Raw genomic sequence first — 16,031 nt, 5'->3', positions numbered from 1 at the left:
AGTCATAGAAGTGGGCGCGTGCATTGGCTCGGCAAGCGATTGTCAGGCCGCGATTGAACCGGCAGGATTCAGGTTGCTTCGATGAGTGAAAGGCCGCCCATTTCGCCCCGGAGTCCGCGGGCAGCGCTCGAGCCCGAACAGGTTCCGCCGCCGCCGAAGCGATCGGAGCGCGCGCGCAACCCCTTCGTGGTCGTGGGCAATGCCATCATCACCCTGCTGCTGATCGCCATGCTCGGCGCCGGCGGCGTGTATTACTACGGCCGGCAGGTGTTGGAAGCACCCGGGCCGCTGAGGGAAGACAAGATCGTCAACATCCCGCAGCGTGCCGGCAAGCGCGACATCGCCGAGACGTTGAACAAGGAAGGCGTGACCGACGTCAATCCGTGGGTGTTCATCGCCAGCGTCGCGGCGCTGAAGGCGAGCTCGGACCTCAAGCCGGGCGAGTATTCGTTCCAGAAGAACGCATCGCTGCGCGACGTCATCGCCACCATCGTCGAGGGCAAGGTGGTGCAGCACGCCGTGACGATACCGGAAGGCCTGACCTCCGAGCAGATCGTGGCGCGGCTGTCCGACAACGACATCTTCACCGGCAGCGTGCGCGAGCTGCCGCGCGAGGGCACGCTGCTGCCCGAGACCTACAAATTCCCGCGCGGCACCACGCGCGAGCAGGTGATCCAGCGCATGCAGCAGGCGCACAAGCGCGTGCTGGCGGAGATCTGGGAGCGCCGCAACCAGGACGTTCCGGTCAAGACTCCCGAGCAGCTGGTGACGCTGGCCTCGATCGTCGAGAAGGAGACCGGCAAGCCGGACGAGCGCAGCCGCGTTGCCGCAGTGTTCGTCAATCGCCTGAGGCAGAAGATCAAGCTGCAGTCCGATCCGACCATCATCTACGGGCTCGTCGGCGGCAAGGGCACTCTGGGACGTCCGATCAAGCGCAGCGAGATCACGCAGCCTTCGCCCTACAACACCTATGTGATCGACGGCCTGCCGCCGGGCCCGATCTCCAACCCGGGCCGCGCCTCGCTGGAAGCAGCCGCCAACCCGGCCCGCACCCGCGACCTCTACTTCGTCGCCGACGGCACCGGCGGGCATGTCTTCACCGAGACCTACGACGCGCACCAGAAGAACGTTGCGAAGCTGCGCGCGATGGAGAAGCAGATCCAGAACGACACGGTCGAGCCGGCCGAGGATGCGCAGCCCCCGGCGGCCGCCGCGCCCGGCGCCGCCGACACGCCGACTGCGACCACGCCGGCGCGCCCGAACCAGCAGAAAAAACCGCCCGCGGCGCGCCCGGCCAATCCAGCGCCGGCACGCCAGGGCGCGGTGCAGTCCTCGCCGCCGGTGGTCCAGCGCTAAGGCATGATCCGGAAAAGTGCGAAGCGGTTTTCCGAAAAGATCATGCGTAAACAACAAGCTAAAGCGCGATGACGATTCATTCAATCTCATCGCGCTTTAGGCAGCGCAGACCTGCCTACGGGACTTTGCGGATTCCACTTTCCTGCAAAATAGTCTTAAGATTCGCGTGGCTTGATGCCTCGAGTATCCTTTGTTCCTGGAGAAGCTGACCTGATGGCGCTGTCGTCCATGACCGGCTTTGCCCGAAGCCACGGCGCGAGCGGGCCGTACACGTTCGAATGGGAATTGAAGTCGGTCAACGCCAAGGGTTTTGACCTCAGGGTGCGGCTGCCGCAGGGGTTCGACGAGCTCGAGGCCCATGCCAAGAAGCGCGCCGGCGAGCTGCTCTCGCGCGGCACCGTCTACGCCAATCTCAACGTCAAGCGCACCAATGCGGCCGCCACGGTCCGCGTCAACGAGGACGTGCTCAATGCGGTGCTGAAGGCCGCCGCGCTGATCTCCGGCAAAGTCGACGCCGTGGCGCCCAGCATCGACGGCCTGCTCGCCATCAAAGGCGTGGTCGAGGTCGCCGAGCCCGAGGGCGACGAGGAGGAGGACAAGGCGGCCCGTGCCGCTGCCGCGGAGGCCTTCGACAAGGCGCTCGACGAGCTCGTCGCGATGCGCAAGCGCGAGGGGATTTCGCTCGGCCAGATCCTGACCCAGCGGGTCGACGAGATCGAGCAGCTGGCGAAAAAGGCGGAACGCTCGCCCGGCCGCAAGCCCGAGGCGATCAAGGCGAAGCTCGCCGAGCAGATCGCGACCCTGCTCGACACCTCCGACCGTTTCGATTCCGACCGCCTGATGCAGGAGGCGATCCTGATCGCGACCAAGGCCGACATCCGCGAGGAGCTCGACCGCATCGCCTCGCATATCGCCCAGGCGCGCGAGCTGATCGGCAAGGGCGGCCCGATCGGGCGCAAGCTCGACTTCCTGGCGCAGGAGTTTCACCGCGAGGTCAACACCTGCTGCTCGAAGTCGAACGACATCGAGCTCACCAATACGGGACTCGCCATGAAGAACGTGGTCGAGCAGTTCCGCGAGCAGGTCCAGAATCTGGAGTGATCGATGACGACGGGCGGTCACGGAACTGACGGTGTCGAGCGGCGCGGATTGATGTTCGTGCTGTCCTCGCCGTCGGGCGCGGGCAAGACGACGCTGTCGCGCATGTTGCTCGAGCGGGAGCCCGGCCTGAAGATGTCAGTGTCGGCGACCACGCGTCAGATGCGACCGGGAGAGGTCGATGGGCGCGACTATTTCTTCGTGACCAAGCCCAAGTTCGAGAGGATGGTGGAGCAGGGCGAACTGCTCGAATGGGCCACCGTGTTCGACAATCTCTACGGGACGCCGCGTGCTCCGGTGGAGGCGGCACTGTCGGCTGGGCAGGACGTCCTTTTCGACATCGACTGGCAGGGCACCCAGCAACTGCACCAGAAGGCGAGCGTCGACGTGGTTCGCGTCTTCATCCTGCCACCTTCAGCGGCCGACCTCGAGAAGCGGCTGCATTCGCGCGCGCAGGATTCCGACGAAGTGATCCGCAAGCGCATGAGCCGCGCCAGCCACGAGATGAGCCACTGGGCCGAGTACGACTACATCGTCATCAACCACAATGTTGACGAGGCCTTCGCCGAGGTGCAGTCGATCCTGAAGGCCGAACGGCTCAAGCGCGAGCGGCGGACGGGCCTCGTCGGTTTTGTGCGAGGGTTGCAAGCTCAGCTTCAGGGCTAGGCTGCGACAGTCGCGGCCCTTCCTTCAGCAGCCGTTCCAGCATCGTGGTGATGATGTCGATGTCGACCGCATCCTGATTGCGGTCGCCACGCTGCTCAGTGGTAGTCTCGTTCGCAGCCGGTTGGGGCGCTCGGGTCTCGATCTGGAATTCGCGGTCGAACACCGGGATGTCGTCCGCATCGCGCTGCGCCTCGGTAACGGCCGGCGGCTGGTGCGCTTCGATCACATCGATCTCATGGTCGATCGCGGCAAGTTGCGAGGCCTGCGGACGCTCGGCATCGAAGTCGATCGGGCGCGGCTGCCGCGCGCGCGGCGAGGCCGGCATCTCCTTGAGCCAGGGCGCGCGGTCTTGGTTTTGATGCTCCCGATCCTCCCAATTCACGCGGCGGTGTTCGCTCGCCTGAGCGCGGACGCGCCCGCCGGCGAAGCGGTAGATGACGCTCGCGAGGATGCCGGCGAGCGCCAGCGCGCCGCCGACGACGAGCAGCAGCATCTGCAGCGAGCCGGTCGGCTTGTCGGCGCTGCCGTCTGCTGCTGCAAGCGCCACGGAGGACGAGGATTTTGACGGCTTTGCGCTCGGCTGCGCGGCCGCAACCGCCGTCGGTGCCTGCTCCTGCGCGGGTGGGGTGGACGCTGCAGGAACCTCGGGCCAGGGCGCGGCGCTCCCCGGTTGCTGCGCATCGCTCGCGGCGGTCTGGTCCGCAGATTGTTGAGGCTGTGTCGCGGTTGCGGCTTGCGCAACCGGCGTCGGCGTCTTGACGGCCGGAGCGCTCCGGGGCGTCGGATATTCGGCGCGTGCGTCCTGAACCGGATGCTGCTGTGGCGCCGGCGACTCTGCCACCGGCGTGTCGCTGGTGGCCTGCGCAATCTGCACGGGCTTCGCGCTGTCCTTGCCGCCTCCGGCACGCAGATACCAGCATTGCCGCTTGGTCCCGCGCTCGACACGGTAGTGCCAGTGCTGCCCCTGCGGGGCGGAACCCTTCGGGGAGGCGAGGCAGTCGCTCGCGGCACCGGCCGTGCTCGATGTAACAGGCGCATTCTGCGACACGGCGGCGAGTGGCGCGCCGGCAATGATGCTGCCAACAAGCGCAGATACGAATTTCGCGGTTCGGTTGCCCATCCTGGTCTCCCGGTTACGCACAACGCAACTCTTAACCATCCCCTTCTCGTCAAAGAGTTGGGTGGCAATGAGCCGCAAATCCGGAGAGGATGTGGCTTGAATTGGGCCTGCCGCGCGTTCGTTCCGCCGCGAAGCCGGCTTATTTTGCCAGACTTTTGCGACGCGCATCCAGGTTCCCGAAGGTCGCGAACCGGACTCCTCGCATGAGAGTTCCCCCTGGCCTCGATCGGCCGCCGGCTGGCATCCGCAGATCGATGCGCTACGAAACATGCACAGTGGATCACAGATGATCCCGGTCACTCGGCCTCCTTCGCGGATGGTTTTAACGGTATCCCTCGTGCGCTCCCCGGGGGAGCGATGCACCATTGCTCCCGTTGCGATGACAGATGCGCGGACCCGGTCGGGCCGCCGCATCGCCGCAAGCCCGGACTCACGGACCCGGGCGTCAGGACCACACGACTTCTCGTCAGCGGTCCCTCCCGCCCGATCATCAGGGCTGGCGCATGCTCACTACAGATCAACGAAATCCGAAATTCGGAAAAGTGAAATATTCTTTTGGGGATGAATCGACGGGTGTTTTGCCCAGGCCTCGCGAAGGGCCTGCCCAATTCTCTGCCCGGCGCGCGCGCCACGCATTGCCGGGCGCGGAAGCGCGAACACGGAATCTGTCGTGCGGCGGAACGGGTCCGAGGGAGTCCGACCCTGTGTGCTCGCGCACGAATAGAAACTTCTCACACGTGCCGCCGTTGAATCGCGGCTGAGGAGATGTCATGCCGGTCAAGGATCAGATCAAGAATTTTGCCAAGAAACTCATCGAGGACCAGCCCGACGCGGCGACGCTGCGGTCGCTGGTGCGGCTTCGGAAACCGACGGCCATCCATTTTCGCGACGATGGCATCGTGCCGAACAATCCGCGTTTTCCCGTGCTGTTCTATCGCGGGGCGGTGACGCTGAAGGGGCGGCGTTTCCCGCCGGAGGTGATCATCGACACGCTGTTCGATACGAACGGCTGGGGCCGGTCGTGGCGCGACACCGTGTACGACTTCGTCCATTATCATTCGCAAGTCCATGAAGCGATGGGCGTGGCGCGCGGCACGGCCAGGATCGAGTGCGGCGGCATCAAGGGGCGGATCCTGAGCGTGAAGGCCGGAGACGTCCTGGTCCTGCCCGCGGGCACTGGGCACCGGATGATCGAGTCCAGCCGGGATTTTCTTGTTGTCGGAGCTTACCCGCAGGATGGCACTTACGACGAGTGCACCGACACGCGGGAGCGCCCTGACGCCGTCAAGCGCATCGCCAAGGTCCGCAAGCCGAAGACGGATCCTGTCCTCGGCGTCAGCGGCCCGCTGCTCAAATCATGGCTGACAGATCGTTCGCGACCGGCGCGAGCAGGCTCACGGACATGAATTCGGAAATCCCAGTTTGCGACCGGCCGTGCGGGGAATGCGGACCGATCATGCAAATGACACCGGCATTGCTGAAGGAGGTTCCGGTTTCGACGCGCGCGGAGAGATTCAGTCGCGTGCGCAGCAATCAACCAGTGCTCGCCAGATGCGTTGGACCTCGACGGTCCTCTCAAGCTCGAGGACGTGGTTCTCGCTCACCTGGCACGATCTCGTCTCCTGGCGCCGTTCGCGCGGCGCGATCCAGCGTTCGGAGATGGGATCGTACCACTTGCCCAGATTGGTCAACGCGTATCTCCTCTTTTCGATCCCCATGCGTGATCGTTCATCCCACGCGCCCGCTACCGGTGTTTTGCGTGTTCTTCGGAGCAGGCGGCGCCTGCTCTTGTCATCGGCTCCGACCCGGTCGTCGCCTTGATGGAGAGCCAACGCGCTGGCGGCGCGCGACGTTCCAATGTCGCGCGCGAAGTGGAATCTTCGAACAGAATCTGGGCGCTAGCGCTTCGGCGCGTTCCGGTCATCGGACGAGGATTCGCCGGCCGTCATGCGCTCCTCGCGCATGCCGACGTCTTCGGACACCGTCTCCAGCGGTCCTTCGCCGTTTTCGGCCTCGGGCGGTTCGCCCGACTTGCGGTACTTGCTGACCAGCCGCTTGATGTCGTCGATCGCCTGGAGCAGCGGCGGCGTCAGCGAGAACAGCGCGCCCATCGCGATGGCAATGATGGTGTGGCGAAACGAGACCTTCTCGTCCTCGTCGAAAGGATAGGCGTTGGGCTCGATGGCTGCCGGCGCGAGGCCGGCCGATGAGCGCGGATGATCCGGCTTCCGCGGCTTGCGCGGCGGCATCATGATGACGACGAACAGCACGTTGATCAGCAGCCAGATGCCGAGAATGATGAGAAAAGTTCGCATTCCGGAAAACCAAAAATAACGCGGCGTCGGCCTAAACCGCCATTGAACGGCCATTCACGTGCCGATGCAAGTTGTGGCTTTCGCGGCGGCAAGTGCTGGTCGAATGAGGCATGACGAAATCACTATCGGAATCCGGCAAAACCCTGGCGCGCCCAGTGGAAAGCGATGGCTGCGTGGGCGAGCCGAGCGCGACGTTGCGGTCGGTCATCCGAAGCGCGCGTCCTGCGGCCGGCTCCTGGCGACGTGCGCGCGCCAGGCGTCGATCGCGCGGTTCGCAAGCATAAGCTGCCGGCGTTCGCCGGTCCTGAGTTGAGCTTCAATGAAGTCGAGCAGAAAGTTTGCAGTCTCGTCCGGCGCGCCGAGCTCGCCGCTCTGCTCCAGGCAGCTCCAGGCAATGAAGAATGCGCTCTCGACGGTGCAGCGGATGGACATGCGCTGCCAACGCAGCGCAGCCGCCGGCGTTCCGCGGCGAGATCTCGATCTCGCCGCAGCGAGGCTCAGGTTCCCCGTCTCCTAGTTCTTCAGCACGACGCGGCCGACGACCTTGCCGGCGCGAAGCTCGTCGATCCATTTCTGCACGTCGCCCATCGGCTCCTCGCGCATCGGCGTCGGCTTGATCTTGCCCGCGCGGGCGAGCGCCATGAGCTCGTGGGCTTCCGCGAGCGTGCCGACCATGAAGCCTTCGACGGTCAGGCGCTTGTAGACCCATTGCACCATCGGCAGCGTGAACTGGCCTCCCATCAGGCCGGAGACGACGACCTTGCCGCCGCGCGCGGCGACCGCGACCGCAAAGGCCATCGACTTCTCGTTGCCGGCGAAATCGACGACCTCGTCGAAGCCGCCCTCGGTTTCTTTCAGAATGCGCTTGATCACGTCGGGCTCGGACGGATCGTAGGCGACGGCCGCGCCGTTCTTCAGCGCGGTCTCGCGCGCGGCCGGCGAGAGGTCGGCGACCGTGATCGGCTGCTTGAACATGGCCTGCGCGAACGACAGGCCCATCATGCCGACGCCGCCGAGGCCGATCAGCAGCAGATTGCGCTGGCGCGGACGGTCGACCAGGCGCTTGAGCGCGCCGTAGGCGGTGACGCCCGAGCACATCAGCGTCGCGGCCTGGTTGACGGGGAGGGGATCGTAGTCGAGCAGGTACTTCGCGTCGGGCACCAGCACATGGGTGGCGAAACCGCCGTCGATGGAGACGCCGAGGAAACGCTGCTTGGCGCAGAGATTCTCGTCGCCGTTGGCGCAGTCGCGGCACTGGCCGCAGCCGATCCATGGAAACACCGCCTTCTTGGCGCCGACAAGGCCGGCGGGAACGTCAGGGCCGACCTCGTCGACGATGCCCGCGATCTCGTGGCCGAGCGTGAACGGCAGTGTCATGCCGCGCGTGGTGTCGAGCTTCCTGCCGCCGCCGAGATCGGCATAGCCGTCCTGGATGTGCAGGTCGGAATGGCAGAGACCGCAGCGCTCGATGCGCACCAGCACTTCGCGTCCTTGCGGCTTGGGCGTGTCGACGATCGTCTCGCACAGCGGCGCATCGAACTTCACCAGGGACTGCCGACGCATCAACGCCATATTCCTTCCTCCGAAATTCCTGTTATTGAGCCTCGCTGCGTATATCCGCCAATTCACGGGCCATGGCAACAAAGCCCGAAATGGGGATCGTCTCGGCGCGCCGCGTCGGATCGACGCCGGCCGCCGCCGCGAGTCGTGCGGGATCGACGCCGAGCGATTTCAGGCTTTGTCTTAGCATCTTGCGGCGCTGGCCGAAGGCGGCGGCCGCGACCTGCTCGAGCAGCTTGCGATCGCAAGGCAGCGGCTCTGGACGCGGCCTGAGGCGTACGACGGAGGAGGTGACCTTCGGCGGCGGCACGAAGGCGGACGGCGAGATGTCGAACAGGATCTTGGTCTCGCAGCGCCAGTTGGCGAGCACGCCGAGACGGCCATAGGCCTCCTCGTCTTCGCGTGCGACGATGCGCTCGCCGACCTCGCGCTGGAACATCAGCACCATCGTGTCGTACCAGGGCGGCCACGGTTCGGTGATCAGCCAGTTGATGAGGAGCTGGGTCGCGATGTTGTAGGGCAGGTTGGCGACGATCTTCGCGCGTTCGCCCGAGAGCAGCGGGCGCGGGTCGAACGTCATGGCATCGCAATGCACGATCTCCAGCCGGCCGGGATAGCGCGCGGAAATATCCTGCAACGCCGGGATCGCGCGCTCGTCGTGCTCGATCGCGATGACGCGCCGGGCGCCGAGCGCGAGCAGGGCGCGCGTCAGCCCGCCCGGGCCAGGGCCGATCTCGACGATGATGGAGTCTTCCAGCGGAGCTGCCGCACGCGCGATGCGCGCGGTGAGATTGAGGTCGAGCAGGAAATTCTGGCCGAGCGATTTGCGCGCCGACAGCGCGTGCTGGCGAATGACCTCGCGCAGCGGCGGGAGGTCGTCGATCGCGCTCATCAGATTTGGGTCGCGGCCATGCGGCCCGCGAGCTGGATCGCGGCAATCAGGCTCGAAGGATTTGCCTTGCTGGTGCCGGCGATGTCGAAGGCAGTGCCGTGATCGGGCGAGGTGCGGATGAAGGGCAGGCCGAGCGTGACGTTGACCGCATCGTCGAAGGCGACAGTCTTGATCGGGATCAGCGCCTGGTCGTGGTACATGCAGACCGCGCAGTCATAGAGATTGCGCGCGGCGTCGTGGAACATGGTGTCGGCGGGCAGCGGGCCCCTGGCCTCGATGCCGTCATTGCGCAGCACCTTGAGCGCCGGCGCAATCACCGTCTGCTCCTCATGGCCGAGCGAGCCGTCCTCGCCGGCATGCGGATTGAGGCCGGAGACGGCGATGCGCGGCCGCGCGATGCCGAAGCGGGAGGTCAGCTCGGTCGCGACAATGCGCACGGTCGAGACGATCAATTCGCTGCTGAGCTGGCTCAGCGCCTCGCGCAAGGAGAGGTGGATGGTCACCGGCACCACGGCGAGCCGCGGCGACCACAGCATCATCACCGGCTGAGGCACGCGGCCGTCCTCGGCGGCCAGCTCGGCGAGGAATTCGGTGTGGCCGGGATGGCGGAAGCCGGCGCGGTAGAGCACGCTCTTGGCGATCGGATTGGTGACGACGGCGCCGGCGCGCCCCTCGCGGACATCCGTGACTGCCTGGCGGATCGAGGCGAGCGCGGCAGGCGCGCTTGATGCGTCGGGCTTGCCGGGCTCGGCTGTCGCGCTCTGGCCGGTCGCGACCACGGGCAGGGCCTCGGCGAAGGCCGCATTCGCCTCGTCGGGGCTCACCGCGGCGATCCTGATCCCGGCGCCGAGCGCTTTGGCGCGTTGCGCGACGAAGGCCTCGTCGCCGAGCAGGTAGAAGGCGGGCAGGTTCAGCTCACGGCGGCGCAGCCAGGCCGCAATGGTGATGTCGGGGCCGATGCCTGCGGGCTCTCCCAGGGTCAGGGCGAGGGGCTTGATCGGAAGAGCGGCCATCAGCGGTTGCGATATTCGATCATCGCTGCCTTGCGGAGTTCTTCGAGATAGGCCTTCTGGGTCTTCTCGTACTTCTCCTGGTACATCTTCTCGCGGACCTCGCGCTTCTTCGGCGTGTCGATCATGGTCGGCTTGCGCGAGCACAGCACCACCATCTCGATGCCCGCCTTGGTCACCTCCGGCGCCGTCAAATGGCCGATCGGGGTGTCGTCGAGCACCTTGCGCAGCGCTTCGGGCAGGTCCGCCGTCGTCTTGGTGACGGCCTCGCGAATGGTGGCGTTCGGCGTCGAGCGGAACAGCGAATTGGCTTCCTCGCAGCTACCGACGCGGGAGCGATATTGCTCGGCTTCCTTCATCCGCGTCTCCTGGAAGGTCGGGGACGAGCCGCGCGGCACGATCAGCACGATCGGCTGCATCTTGTATTCGGTGCCCTCGATCTGCAGCTTGTCGCCGGTCTGAGCCTGCACGGCCTGCGCGACGTCGCGCTCGCCCACCATCAGCTTTTCCTTGAAGCGGCCGCGCACGAGGCTGGTCCAGACCATCTCGGCCTTCATGCGGCCCTTCAGGGTTTCGGGGCGGACGCCCTTGGCTTCGAGGGACTTGGTGAGCTGATCCGGCGAGATGCGCATGCGCTGCGCCATGCCCTCGTAGGACTGGTTGATGTCGCTGACACCGGGATCGACGCCGTATTTCTTGCCCTCCTTGAGCTTCACCCTGTCGTCGATCAGCTCGTTGATGACGTCCTGCCGGCTGGGAGTCTTCTGCGTCGTCAGCTGGTCGAGCTTGGCGCGCTGGTCGATGTCGAAATCGGTGATCGGATCGCCGTTGACCATGACCACGATGTTCTGCGCGCGCGACGGCGCGGGCAGGCCGGTCAGGACCAGCCCGGCACCGATGGCGAGGAGGACGCGGAAGGCAGGCAATGGAATCGTCATGGTTGTCGCTCGCATGTCAGCCGCGGTGAACCTGCGATCGGGATCGCGCGGCCGTCACTTCAAACCGTTCACTGGAAGCCGCCGGCGGAACTGCTGGTCGTCGACGAGGTCGCCAGCGTGCGCAGTCCGATCTGGAACATGAACGCGTGGCTCAGCGTGGGCGGCGTCGTGCCCGCGGAGTAGGCGTACGAGGTTACATAGTTCGCCGCCAGCACGAAGCAATCGTCGACATAGCCGGCGCCGAGCACATATTGGTTGATCTTGTTGGCCTCGAGATCCCAGCGGGCCGACCCCGTCACCACCCAGTTGCTCGCGACCTTCAGCGAGCCGGTGGTGAGGATGCCTTCGCGGCGGGTCAGATAGCCGAGCTCGGGCTGCGATGCGTAATTGCCATACAGCATGCTGACCGACCAGCGATCGAAATTGGCGCGGCCTTCGGCCTCGAAGCGCTCCACGTTCCAGGTCTGCTCGTCCATGCGGGAGCGGACACTGAAGGTGTAGGTCCGGTTGGGGGAGTAGCTGGCGCTTGCGACGTAATCCGAGCGCTGCTTGTCGAGGCCGGAATCCAGGCCGGTGTTGATGGAGTCCTGGACCGCGAAGGAGTTCAGGCCGAACAGCTGGTAGGACTCGCCGAACAGCACCTTGACGGCGCCGCCCCTGTCGAACTGCGTGGTGGACTGCACGCCGACATTGGCGCGGCCGCCGCCCTCGACGCGGTCGTAGCCGGAGAACTTGTCGACGCTGAACAGGTTCGAGGCGTCGAACACCATGCTCTGCGCGTCTTCGTTCGGCAGCTTGCCGGCATAGGTCTCGTTCGGGCGGATGATGATCTGCGCGATCGGCTCGATGGTGGTCGAGCCCCAGGGCTGAACGTTGATGAACGGATAGCGGTATTCGAGGCCGACGGTCGGCATCAGGCGGAATGCCTGGGTGTCACCGACCGGCAGATAGTTCGACACCCCCGGCTGGTTGGAGACCGAGGAGTTGATCGCGTCGGCGCGCAGGCTCGCGAACGGCGTCCAGATCTCGCCGAACGGATCGGTGTAGGACTTGCGCCACTGCGCTTCGGCGGTGAGGCGGGTGTAGGTGCCGGGGAAGCCGCGCAGCAGGCACTGCGACGGCGTCCGCGCGAGCGGATCGGCCGAGGCGGTGGTGCACAGGCCGCTGGTGTTGGCCAGCGTCGTGATGGGGTCGAACACCGCGTTCTCACGCGACAGGTTCACGAAATTGGTCCTGTAGCTGAACTCGCCGCCGAACACCGGATAGTTGAGCACGTTCGAATAGTCGATCACGGGGTAGACGACCGGGACCTTGTCCTGGTTGCCCGAGTAGCTCAGCCAGTACATCGTGCGAGCGTCGAAGAAGCTGCGGTTGCCGACGCCGGTCAGATAGAGCTGCGACAGCGCGTCGGTCGGCAGGTTCAGGAACGAGCCGAGCGGATCGCGGTATTGCGCCAGACGATAGTCCGAGAAGAAATAGTAGTCGGACATCAGGACGCCTTCCCAGCCCCAGACCCATTTGTCGTTCAGCGCGAACTGACCCTTGGTGTCCACGGCGCCGCGGAACTGGCGGTCGCCGGGCTGCCCCGCGAATGCGCCGGGGTCGAGCTGGTCGATGCCATAGGCCCGGATCTGATAGGCGCCGTCGATCAGGCGCTGGCGGAATTCGCCCTGCAGCAGCACGCCCTGGCGCGACAGGAAGCGCGGCGTGATGGTCGCGTCCATATCGGGCGCGATCGCCCAATAATAGGGAACTTCGGCGCCGGCGCCGGTGTTCGTGGTGCCGGGGAAGTAGCCGGGCATCAGGAAGCCGCTCTTGCGCTTCACGGTCGGATCGGGCGTCGAGAAATACGGCATGTAGGCGAGCGGCACGCCGAAGAACTCGAGCTGCGCCGTCTCGAAATACAGCATCTTCTCCTGCTGGTCGTGGATGATGCGGGCACCCTTGACCTGCCACAGCGGCGGCTTCTTCGGGTCGTCCTTACACGGTGCGCAGGCCGTGTAGACGCCGTTCTCGAACACCGTGTAGTTGCCGCTGGAGCGGTCGGCGCGGCTCGCGGCCATGCGGGTCTGGTCGGCGGTGTCCACGCGCAGCGAATCGACGAAACCGTCACGGTAGTCGTCGGACAGATCCATGATCTCGGCATAGGTGATCTTGCCGTCGGCATCCGTCATGCGGATGTTGCCTTCGGCATGTAGCCGCTTGGTCTTCTGGTCGTAGATGACCCTGTCGGCCTCGACGCTGGTGCCGTTGTAGAACAGCTGGACGTTGCCGACCGCGGAGACGCGCGAATTGTTGTAGTCGTAGTCGACCTCGGTCGCCTGAACCAGCATCTGGTTGTCGTTGGCGACCTTCGCCGGCTTCGGACGCGGCGGCAGCGGATTGTAGGTGAAGCTTTGGGCGGAGGCGGGCGCCACGGCGGCAACGTCGATCAGCCCGCCGAGCGAGGCTGCCGTGATGACGGCGAGCAGAAGCCTGCGAATGGACAAGCCGCATCCGTTCGCGCGCACCACAGTACGCCGCGTCAAACGAGACACGCGCCCTCGTTGGACGGCAGTCACTAACCGTCCTCCTGATAGAGCAAGGCCAAAAAGCCGGTGAGGCCGCCCACAACAACGGGCAACCACGCCGCAGCGATCGGATGCATCAACTCAGCCTTGCTCAAGTCCTCAGTTACTTTCGACAGAACGTAGAGCAGAAAGCCTGCGCCCACGCCACTCAAAACCATCTTCTGCACGCCGCCCATCCGGAAGAAACGCAACGACACCGAGGCCGCGAGCATCACCATGGCGGCGAGCAAAAACGGCTGCGCCAACAGCTTTTGATACTGGAGTCGATAGCCGGCTGTCGCGAAGCCTGAGCTCTCGGAGGAACGGATGTAGCTCGGTAGTTGCCAAAAGGACACAGTCTCGGGTGTGGAAAAGCTGTTGCGGACCTGGGCCTCGGTCAACGTCGTCGGAATCGCCAGAATCGACTCCTCCCTCGGCGGCCCGTCGAGCGTGAAGCGGCGGACGTTCCTGAATATCCACTTTCCGACTTCGAGCTCCGCCTCGCGCGCCTCGACTCGTTCCTTGAAGTGCTGCTCTGTGTCAAACCGGAACAGCGTGAGCCCCGTCAGCCGGACACCCTGCTGCTCGCTGCGCGCCGCGTTGATGATGGTCTGGCCGTCGTCGGTCACCTGGTTGAGCCAGAAGCCGGAGGCGTCCTGGATGCCGCCGCCGGGCGCCGAGCCGAACAGTTCGGCCTCCATGCGTTTGGAGAGCTCGCGCAGATTGGCCGACATCGGATTGTAGGCGACGGTGGCGATGACCCCGATCAGGAGCGCGCTGCCGAGCGCCGGCGAGATGAACTGCCAGGCCGAGATGCCGGCGGCACGCGCCACCACGAGCTCGAGCCGGCGGGAGAGGGCGAGATAGCAGGTCATGGCGCCGATCAGCATGCAGAACGGCGTCAGCTTCTCCAGCAGCTGCGGCACCCGGAACAGCGAGGTCTCGGCCACCATGATCGCGGAGGCGGATGCGAGGCCGGAGGTCTTGCGCACCATCTCGATGTAGTCCACCAGCACCAGCAGCAGGAAGATGCTCGCGAACACGCCGAGCGCCGCGACGACGAAGCGGCCGGCGAAATAGCGCCCGAGGGTGTTGGTGAGCATGCTCATGCGGTGGCCGGTCGTCCGAACAACCGCGCGATGCGCGCGTTGGACCTGTTGATGGCCTCCATGAGACCGGGGGGCGGTTCGACCACGATGCCGCCGATGATCATCCACAGCCCGATGCCTATGGCGCCCATGACCATCGCATATTGAACGAGCACCGCCTCCGGCGATTTCACGGCCATCACCGAGCAGGCGAAGCCGACCATGCGCAGGCCGAACACCGCGAGGATCGAGGAGCCGATCGAAAAGTTGCGGCTCTGGCGGGTGGTGCGAGGCGCACCCAGGAAGGCGAAGGTCAGCACGGCAAAGGCGAAGGGATAGACCGGTGCGAGCAGGCTGTCATGCAGGGCCGAGCGGAACTGCCCGGGAATCTGCCTGTAGACGGGATCATCCTCGGCCGGCGAGAACAGCTCCCACAGATAGCGCTCGCGAATGCCGAGCGTGACGTCACGGCCCTGGTTGCCGAACTTCGACATGTCGAAGCCGTAGCGCCCGAACGCCACCAGCGCGGGATCGCGCTTGCCCGCCTCGAAACGCTGCAGATTGCCGTCCTTCAGCACCAGGAAGGAGCCGTTCTCGGTCTTAACGACCTCGCCCTGTTCGGCGACGATCGAGACGCGCTCGTTCGGATCGCGGCGGTCGTCGATGAAGATGCCTTCGAGAATGCCGCCGGGCTTGCGCTCGCGAATGCGAATCGTCAGGTTCTTGTCGAGCTGGGCGAAGCGGCCGGGCTGGAGGATGTTGGTGAGCACGTCGGCAGTGATCTCGGCGTCCCACTGCTTGATCCGCCGCATGCCGTCGGGCGCCAGATAGGCCGCGATGAAGGCGACCAGCAGCGCCACCACGCAGGTGGCGTAGAAGAACGGATAGAACAGCCGGAACGGCGAGAAGCCGGCGGCATTCATAACGATGATCTCGGAATCGGTCGCGAGCTTGTTCAGCGTGTGCGAGATCGCGATCATCAGCGCGATCGGCGAGATGATCAGGACCAGCGCCGGAATGACGAGGCTGGTGATGCCGAGGAACGTGAGGATGGTCTGACCCTGGCTCGTCATCAGGTCGATGCCGCGCAACGCCTGCGTAATCCAGATCACGCCGGTGAGGCTGACCAGGACCAGCGCAAACGACGCCAGCGTCGTGCGGAAAATATACCTATCGATCGACCCCATGCGCTACCGCACGAATCCCACCAAGCCCCACTGCCGGCCGGAGCTCCGGCTGTCCAACCAATCCCGGTCAGGGGACCCCCAAGGTTGGGCAACCACCGCTTCCGCCGGCTCACACTCTCACTACCATCCCTTTGATCCGTCAACAAAATGGCTGCCCCGTGGCGCCCCCAATATATGGTTAATATTTCGCTCGTTGTGGCCTGGCGGCCACGGCGGGTGCTTGGCATCGGCCGGGCCGGTGCCCCATAGTGG

The 16,031-nt window shown here is 65.3% G+C and carries 15 protein-coding genes; 4 read left to right on the top strand and 11 right to left on the bottom strand.

Features of this window, described 5'->3' with window-relative positions; translation table 11 throughout:
- Window positions 1-81 precede the first annotated feature (81 nt).
- The 3 genes from mltG (at window position 82) to gmk (ending at window position 3,120) form a co-directional block, all read left to right on the top strand.
- Window positions 82-1,356, top strand: a complete 1,275-nt coding sequence (gene mltG, locus ACRQ5Q_RS24750; RefSeq protein WP_439375096.1) for an endolytic transglycosylase MltG — start codon at window positions 82-84, stop codon at window positions 1,354-1,356.
- A gap of 213 nt (window positions 1,357-1,569) precedes the next feature.
- Window positions 1,570-2,457, top strand: a complete 888-nt coding sequence (locus tag ACRQ5Q_RS24745; protein WP_439375097.1) for a YicC/YloC family endoribonuclease — start codon at window positions 1,570-1,572, stop codon at window positions 2,455-2,457.
- A gap of 3 nt (window positions 2,458-2,460) precedes the next feature.
- Window positions 2,461-3,120: a guanylate kinase gene (gene gmk / locus ACRQ5Q_RS24740; protein WP_439375098.1), complete on the top strand. Its 660-nt coding sequence runs from the start codon at window positions 2,461-2,463 to the stop codon at window positions 3,118-3,120.
- Here the strand turns inward: gmk and ACRQ5Q_RS24735 are convergent.
- Window positions 3,053-4,240 carry a hypothetical protein gene (locus ACRQ5Q_RS24735; RefSeq protein ID WP_439392617.1) on the bottom strand — a complete coding sequence of 396 codons (1,188 nt, stop codon included), beginning with the start codon at window positions 4,238-4,240 and terminating at the stop codon, window positions 3,053-3,055. The two genes, gmk and ACRQ5Q_RS24735, sit on opposite strands and share 68 nt — an antisense overlap.
- A gap of 770 nt (window positions 4,241-5,010) precedes the next feature.
- Here ACRQ5Q_RS24735 and ACRQ5Q_RS24730 point away from each other — a divergent pair.
- Entirely contained in the window at window positions 5,011-5,646 is a 636-nt protein-coding gene (locus tag ACRQ5Q_RS24730; RefSeq protein WP_439375100.1) for a cupin, read from the top strand.
- 108 nt (window positions 5,647-5,754) lie between these two features.
- Here the strand turns inward: ACRQ5Q_RS24730 and ACRQ5Q_RS24725 are convergent, their stop codons facing one another.
- From ACRQ5Q_RS24725 to lptF, 10 genes are all read right to left on the bottom strand, one after another.
- The gene (locus ACRQ5Q_RS24725; protein ID WP_439375101.1) at window positions 5,755-5,931 is read right to left on the bottom strand and encodes a hypothetical protein; all 177 of its coding nucleotides are present in this window, start codon (window positions 5,929-5,931) and stop codon (window positions 5,755-5,757) included.
- Between the two features lie 207 nt (window positions 5,932-6,138).
- Entirely contained in the window at window positions 6,139-6,555 is a 417-nt protein-coding gene (locus ACRQ5Q_RS24720; protein ID WP_439392616.1) for a phosphonate metabolism protein PhnM, read from the bottom strand.
- A 204-nt stretch (window positions 6,556-6,759) separates the two neighbouring features.
- Window positions 6,760-6,987: a hypothetical protein gene (locus ACRQ5Q_RS24715; RefSeq protein WP_439375103.1), complete on the bottom strand. Its 228-nt coding sequence runs from the start codon at window positions 6,985-6,987 to the stop codon at window positions 6,760-6,762.
- A gap of 81 nt (window positions 6,988-7,068) precedes the next feature.
- A complete protein-coding gene (locus ACRQ5Q_RS24710) occupies window positions 7,069-8,127 on the bottom strand; it encodes an alcohol dehydrogenase (RefSeq protein WP_439375104.1) in 1,059 nt (352 codons plus the stop codon).
- A 22-nt stretch (window positions 8,128-8,149) separates the two neighbouring features.
- Window positions 8,150-9,007, bottom strand: coding sequence for a 16S rRNA (adenine(1518)-N(6)/adenine(1519)-N(6))-dimethyltransferase RsmA (gene rsmA, locus ACRQ5Q_RS24705; RefSeq protein WP_439392615.1), 858 nt, complete (start codon window positions 9,005-9,007; stop codon window positions 8,150-8,152).
- A complete protein-coding gene (gene pdxA, locus ACRQ5Q_RS24700) occupies window positions 9,007-10,020 on the bottom strand; it encodes a 4-hydroxythreonine-4-phosphate dehydrogenase PdxA (RefSeq protein WP_439392614.1) in 1,014 nt (337 codons plus the stop codon). Before pdxA ends, rsmA begins: the two co-directional genes overlap by 1 nt.
- The gene (locus ACRQ5Q_RS24695; protein WP_439375107.1) at window positions 10,020-10,955 is read right to left on the bottom strand and encodes a peptidylprolyl isomerase; all 936 of its coding nucleotides are present in this window, start codon (window positions 10,953-10,955) and stop codon (window positions 10,020-10,022) included. The genes pdxA and ACRQ5Q_RS24695 overlap by 1 nt, the downstream gene beginning before the upstream one ends.
- Window positions 10,956-11,023: 68 nt before the next feature.
- Complete coding sequence (locus ACRQ5Q_RS24690) at window positions 11,024-13,516, bottom strand: LPS-assembly protein LptD (RefSeq protein WP_439392613.1); 2,493 nt, start codon at window positions 13,514-13,516, stop codon at window positions 11,024-11,026.
- Complete coding sequence (gene lptG, locus ACRQ5Q_RS24685) at window positions 13,516-14,613, bottom strand: LPS export ABC transporter permease LptG (protein WP_439375109.1); 1,098 nt, start codon at window positions 14,611-14,613, stop codon at window positions 13,516-13,518. The genes ACRQ5Q_RS24690 and lptG overlap by 1 nt, the downstream gene beginning before the upstream one ends.
- The gene (gene lptF, locus ACRQ5Q_RS24680; protein ID WP_439375110.1) at window positions 14,610-15,779 is read right to left on the bottom strand and encodes an LPS export ABC transporter permease LptF; all 1,170 of its coding nucleotides are present in this window, start codon (window positions 15,777-15,779) and stop codon (window positions 14,610-14,612) included. The genes lptG and lptF overlap by 4 nt, the downstream gene beginning before the upstream one ends.
- Window positions 15,780-16,031: the final 252 nt, after the last annotated feature.

Origin of the sequence: Bradyrhizobium sp. PMVTL-01 (genome assembly GCF_051861855.1) — a bacterium.
Classification (GTDB): Bacteria; Pseudomonadota; Alphaproteobacteria; order Rhizobiales; family Xanthobacteraceae; genus Bradyrhizobium.
Note: the sequence above shows the minus strand (reverse complement) of the source record. Positions and strands in the feature narration are given on the sequence as shown.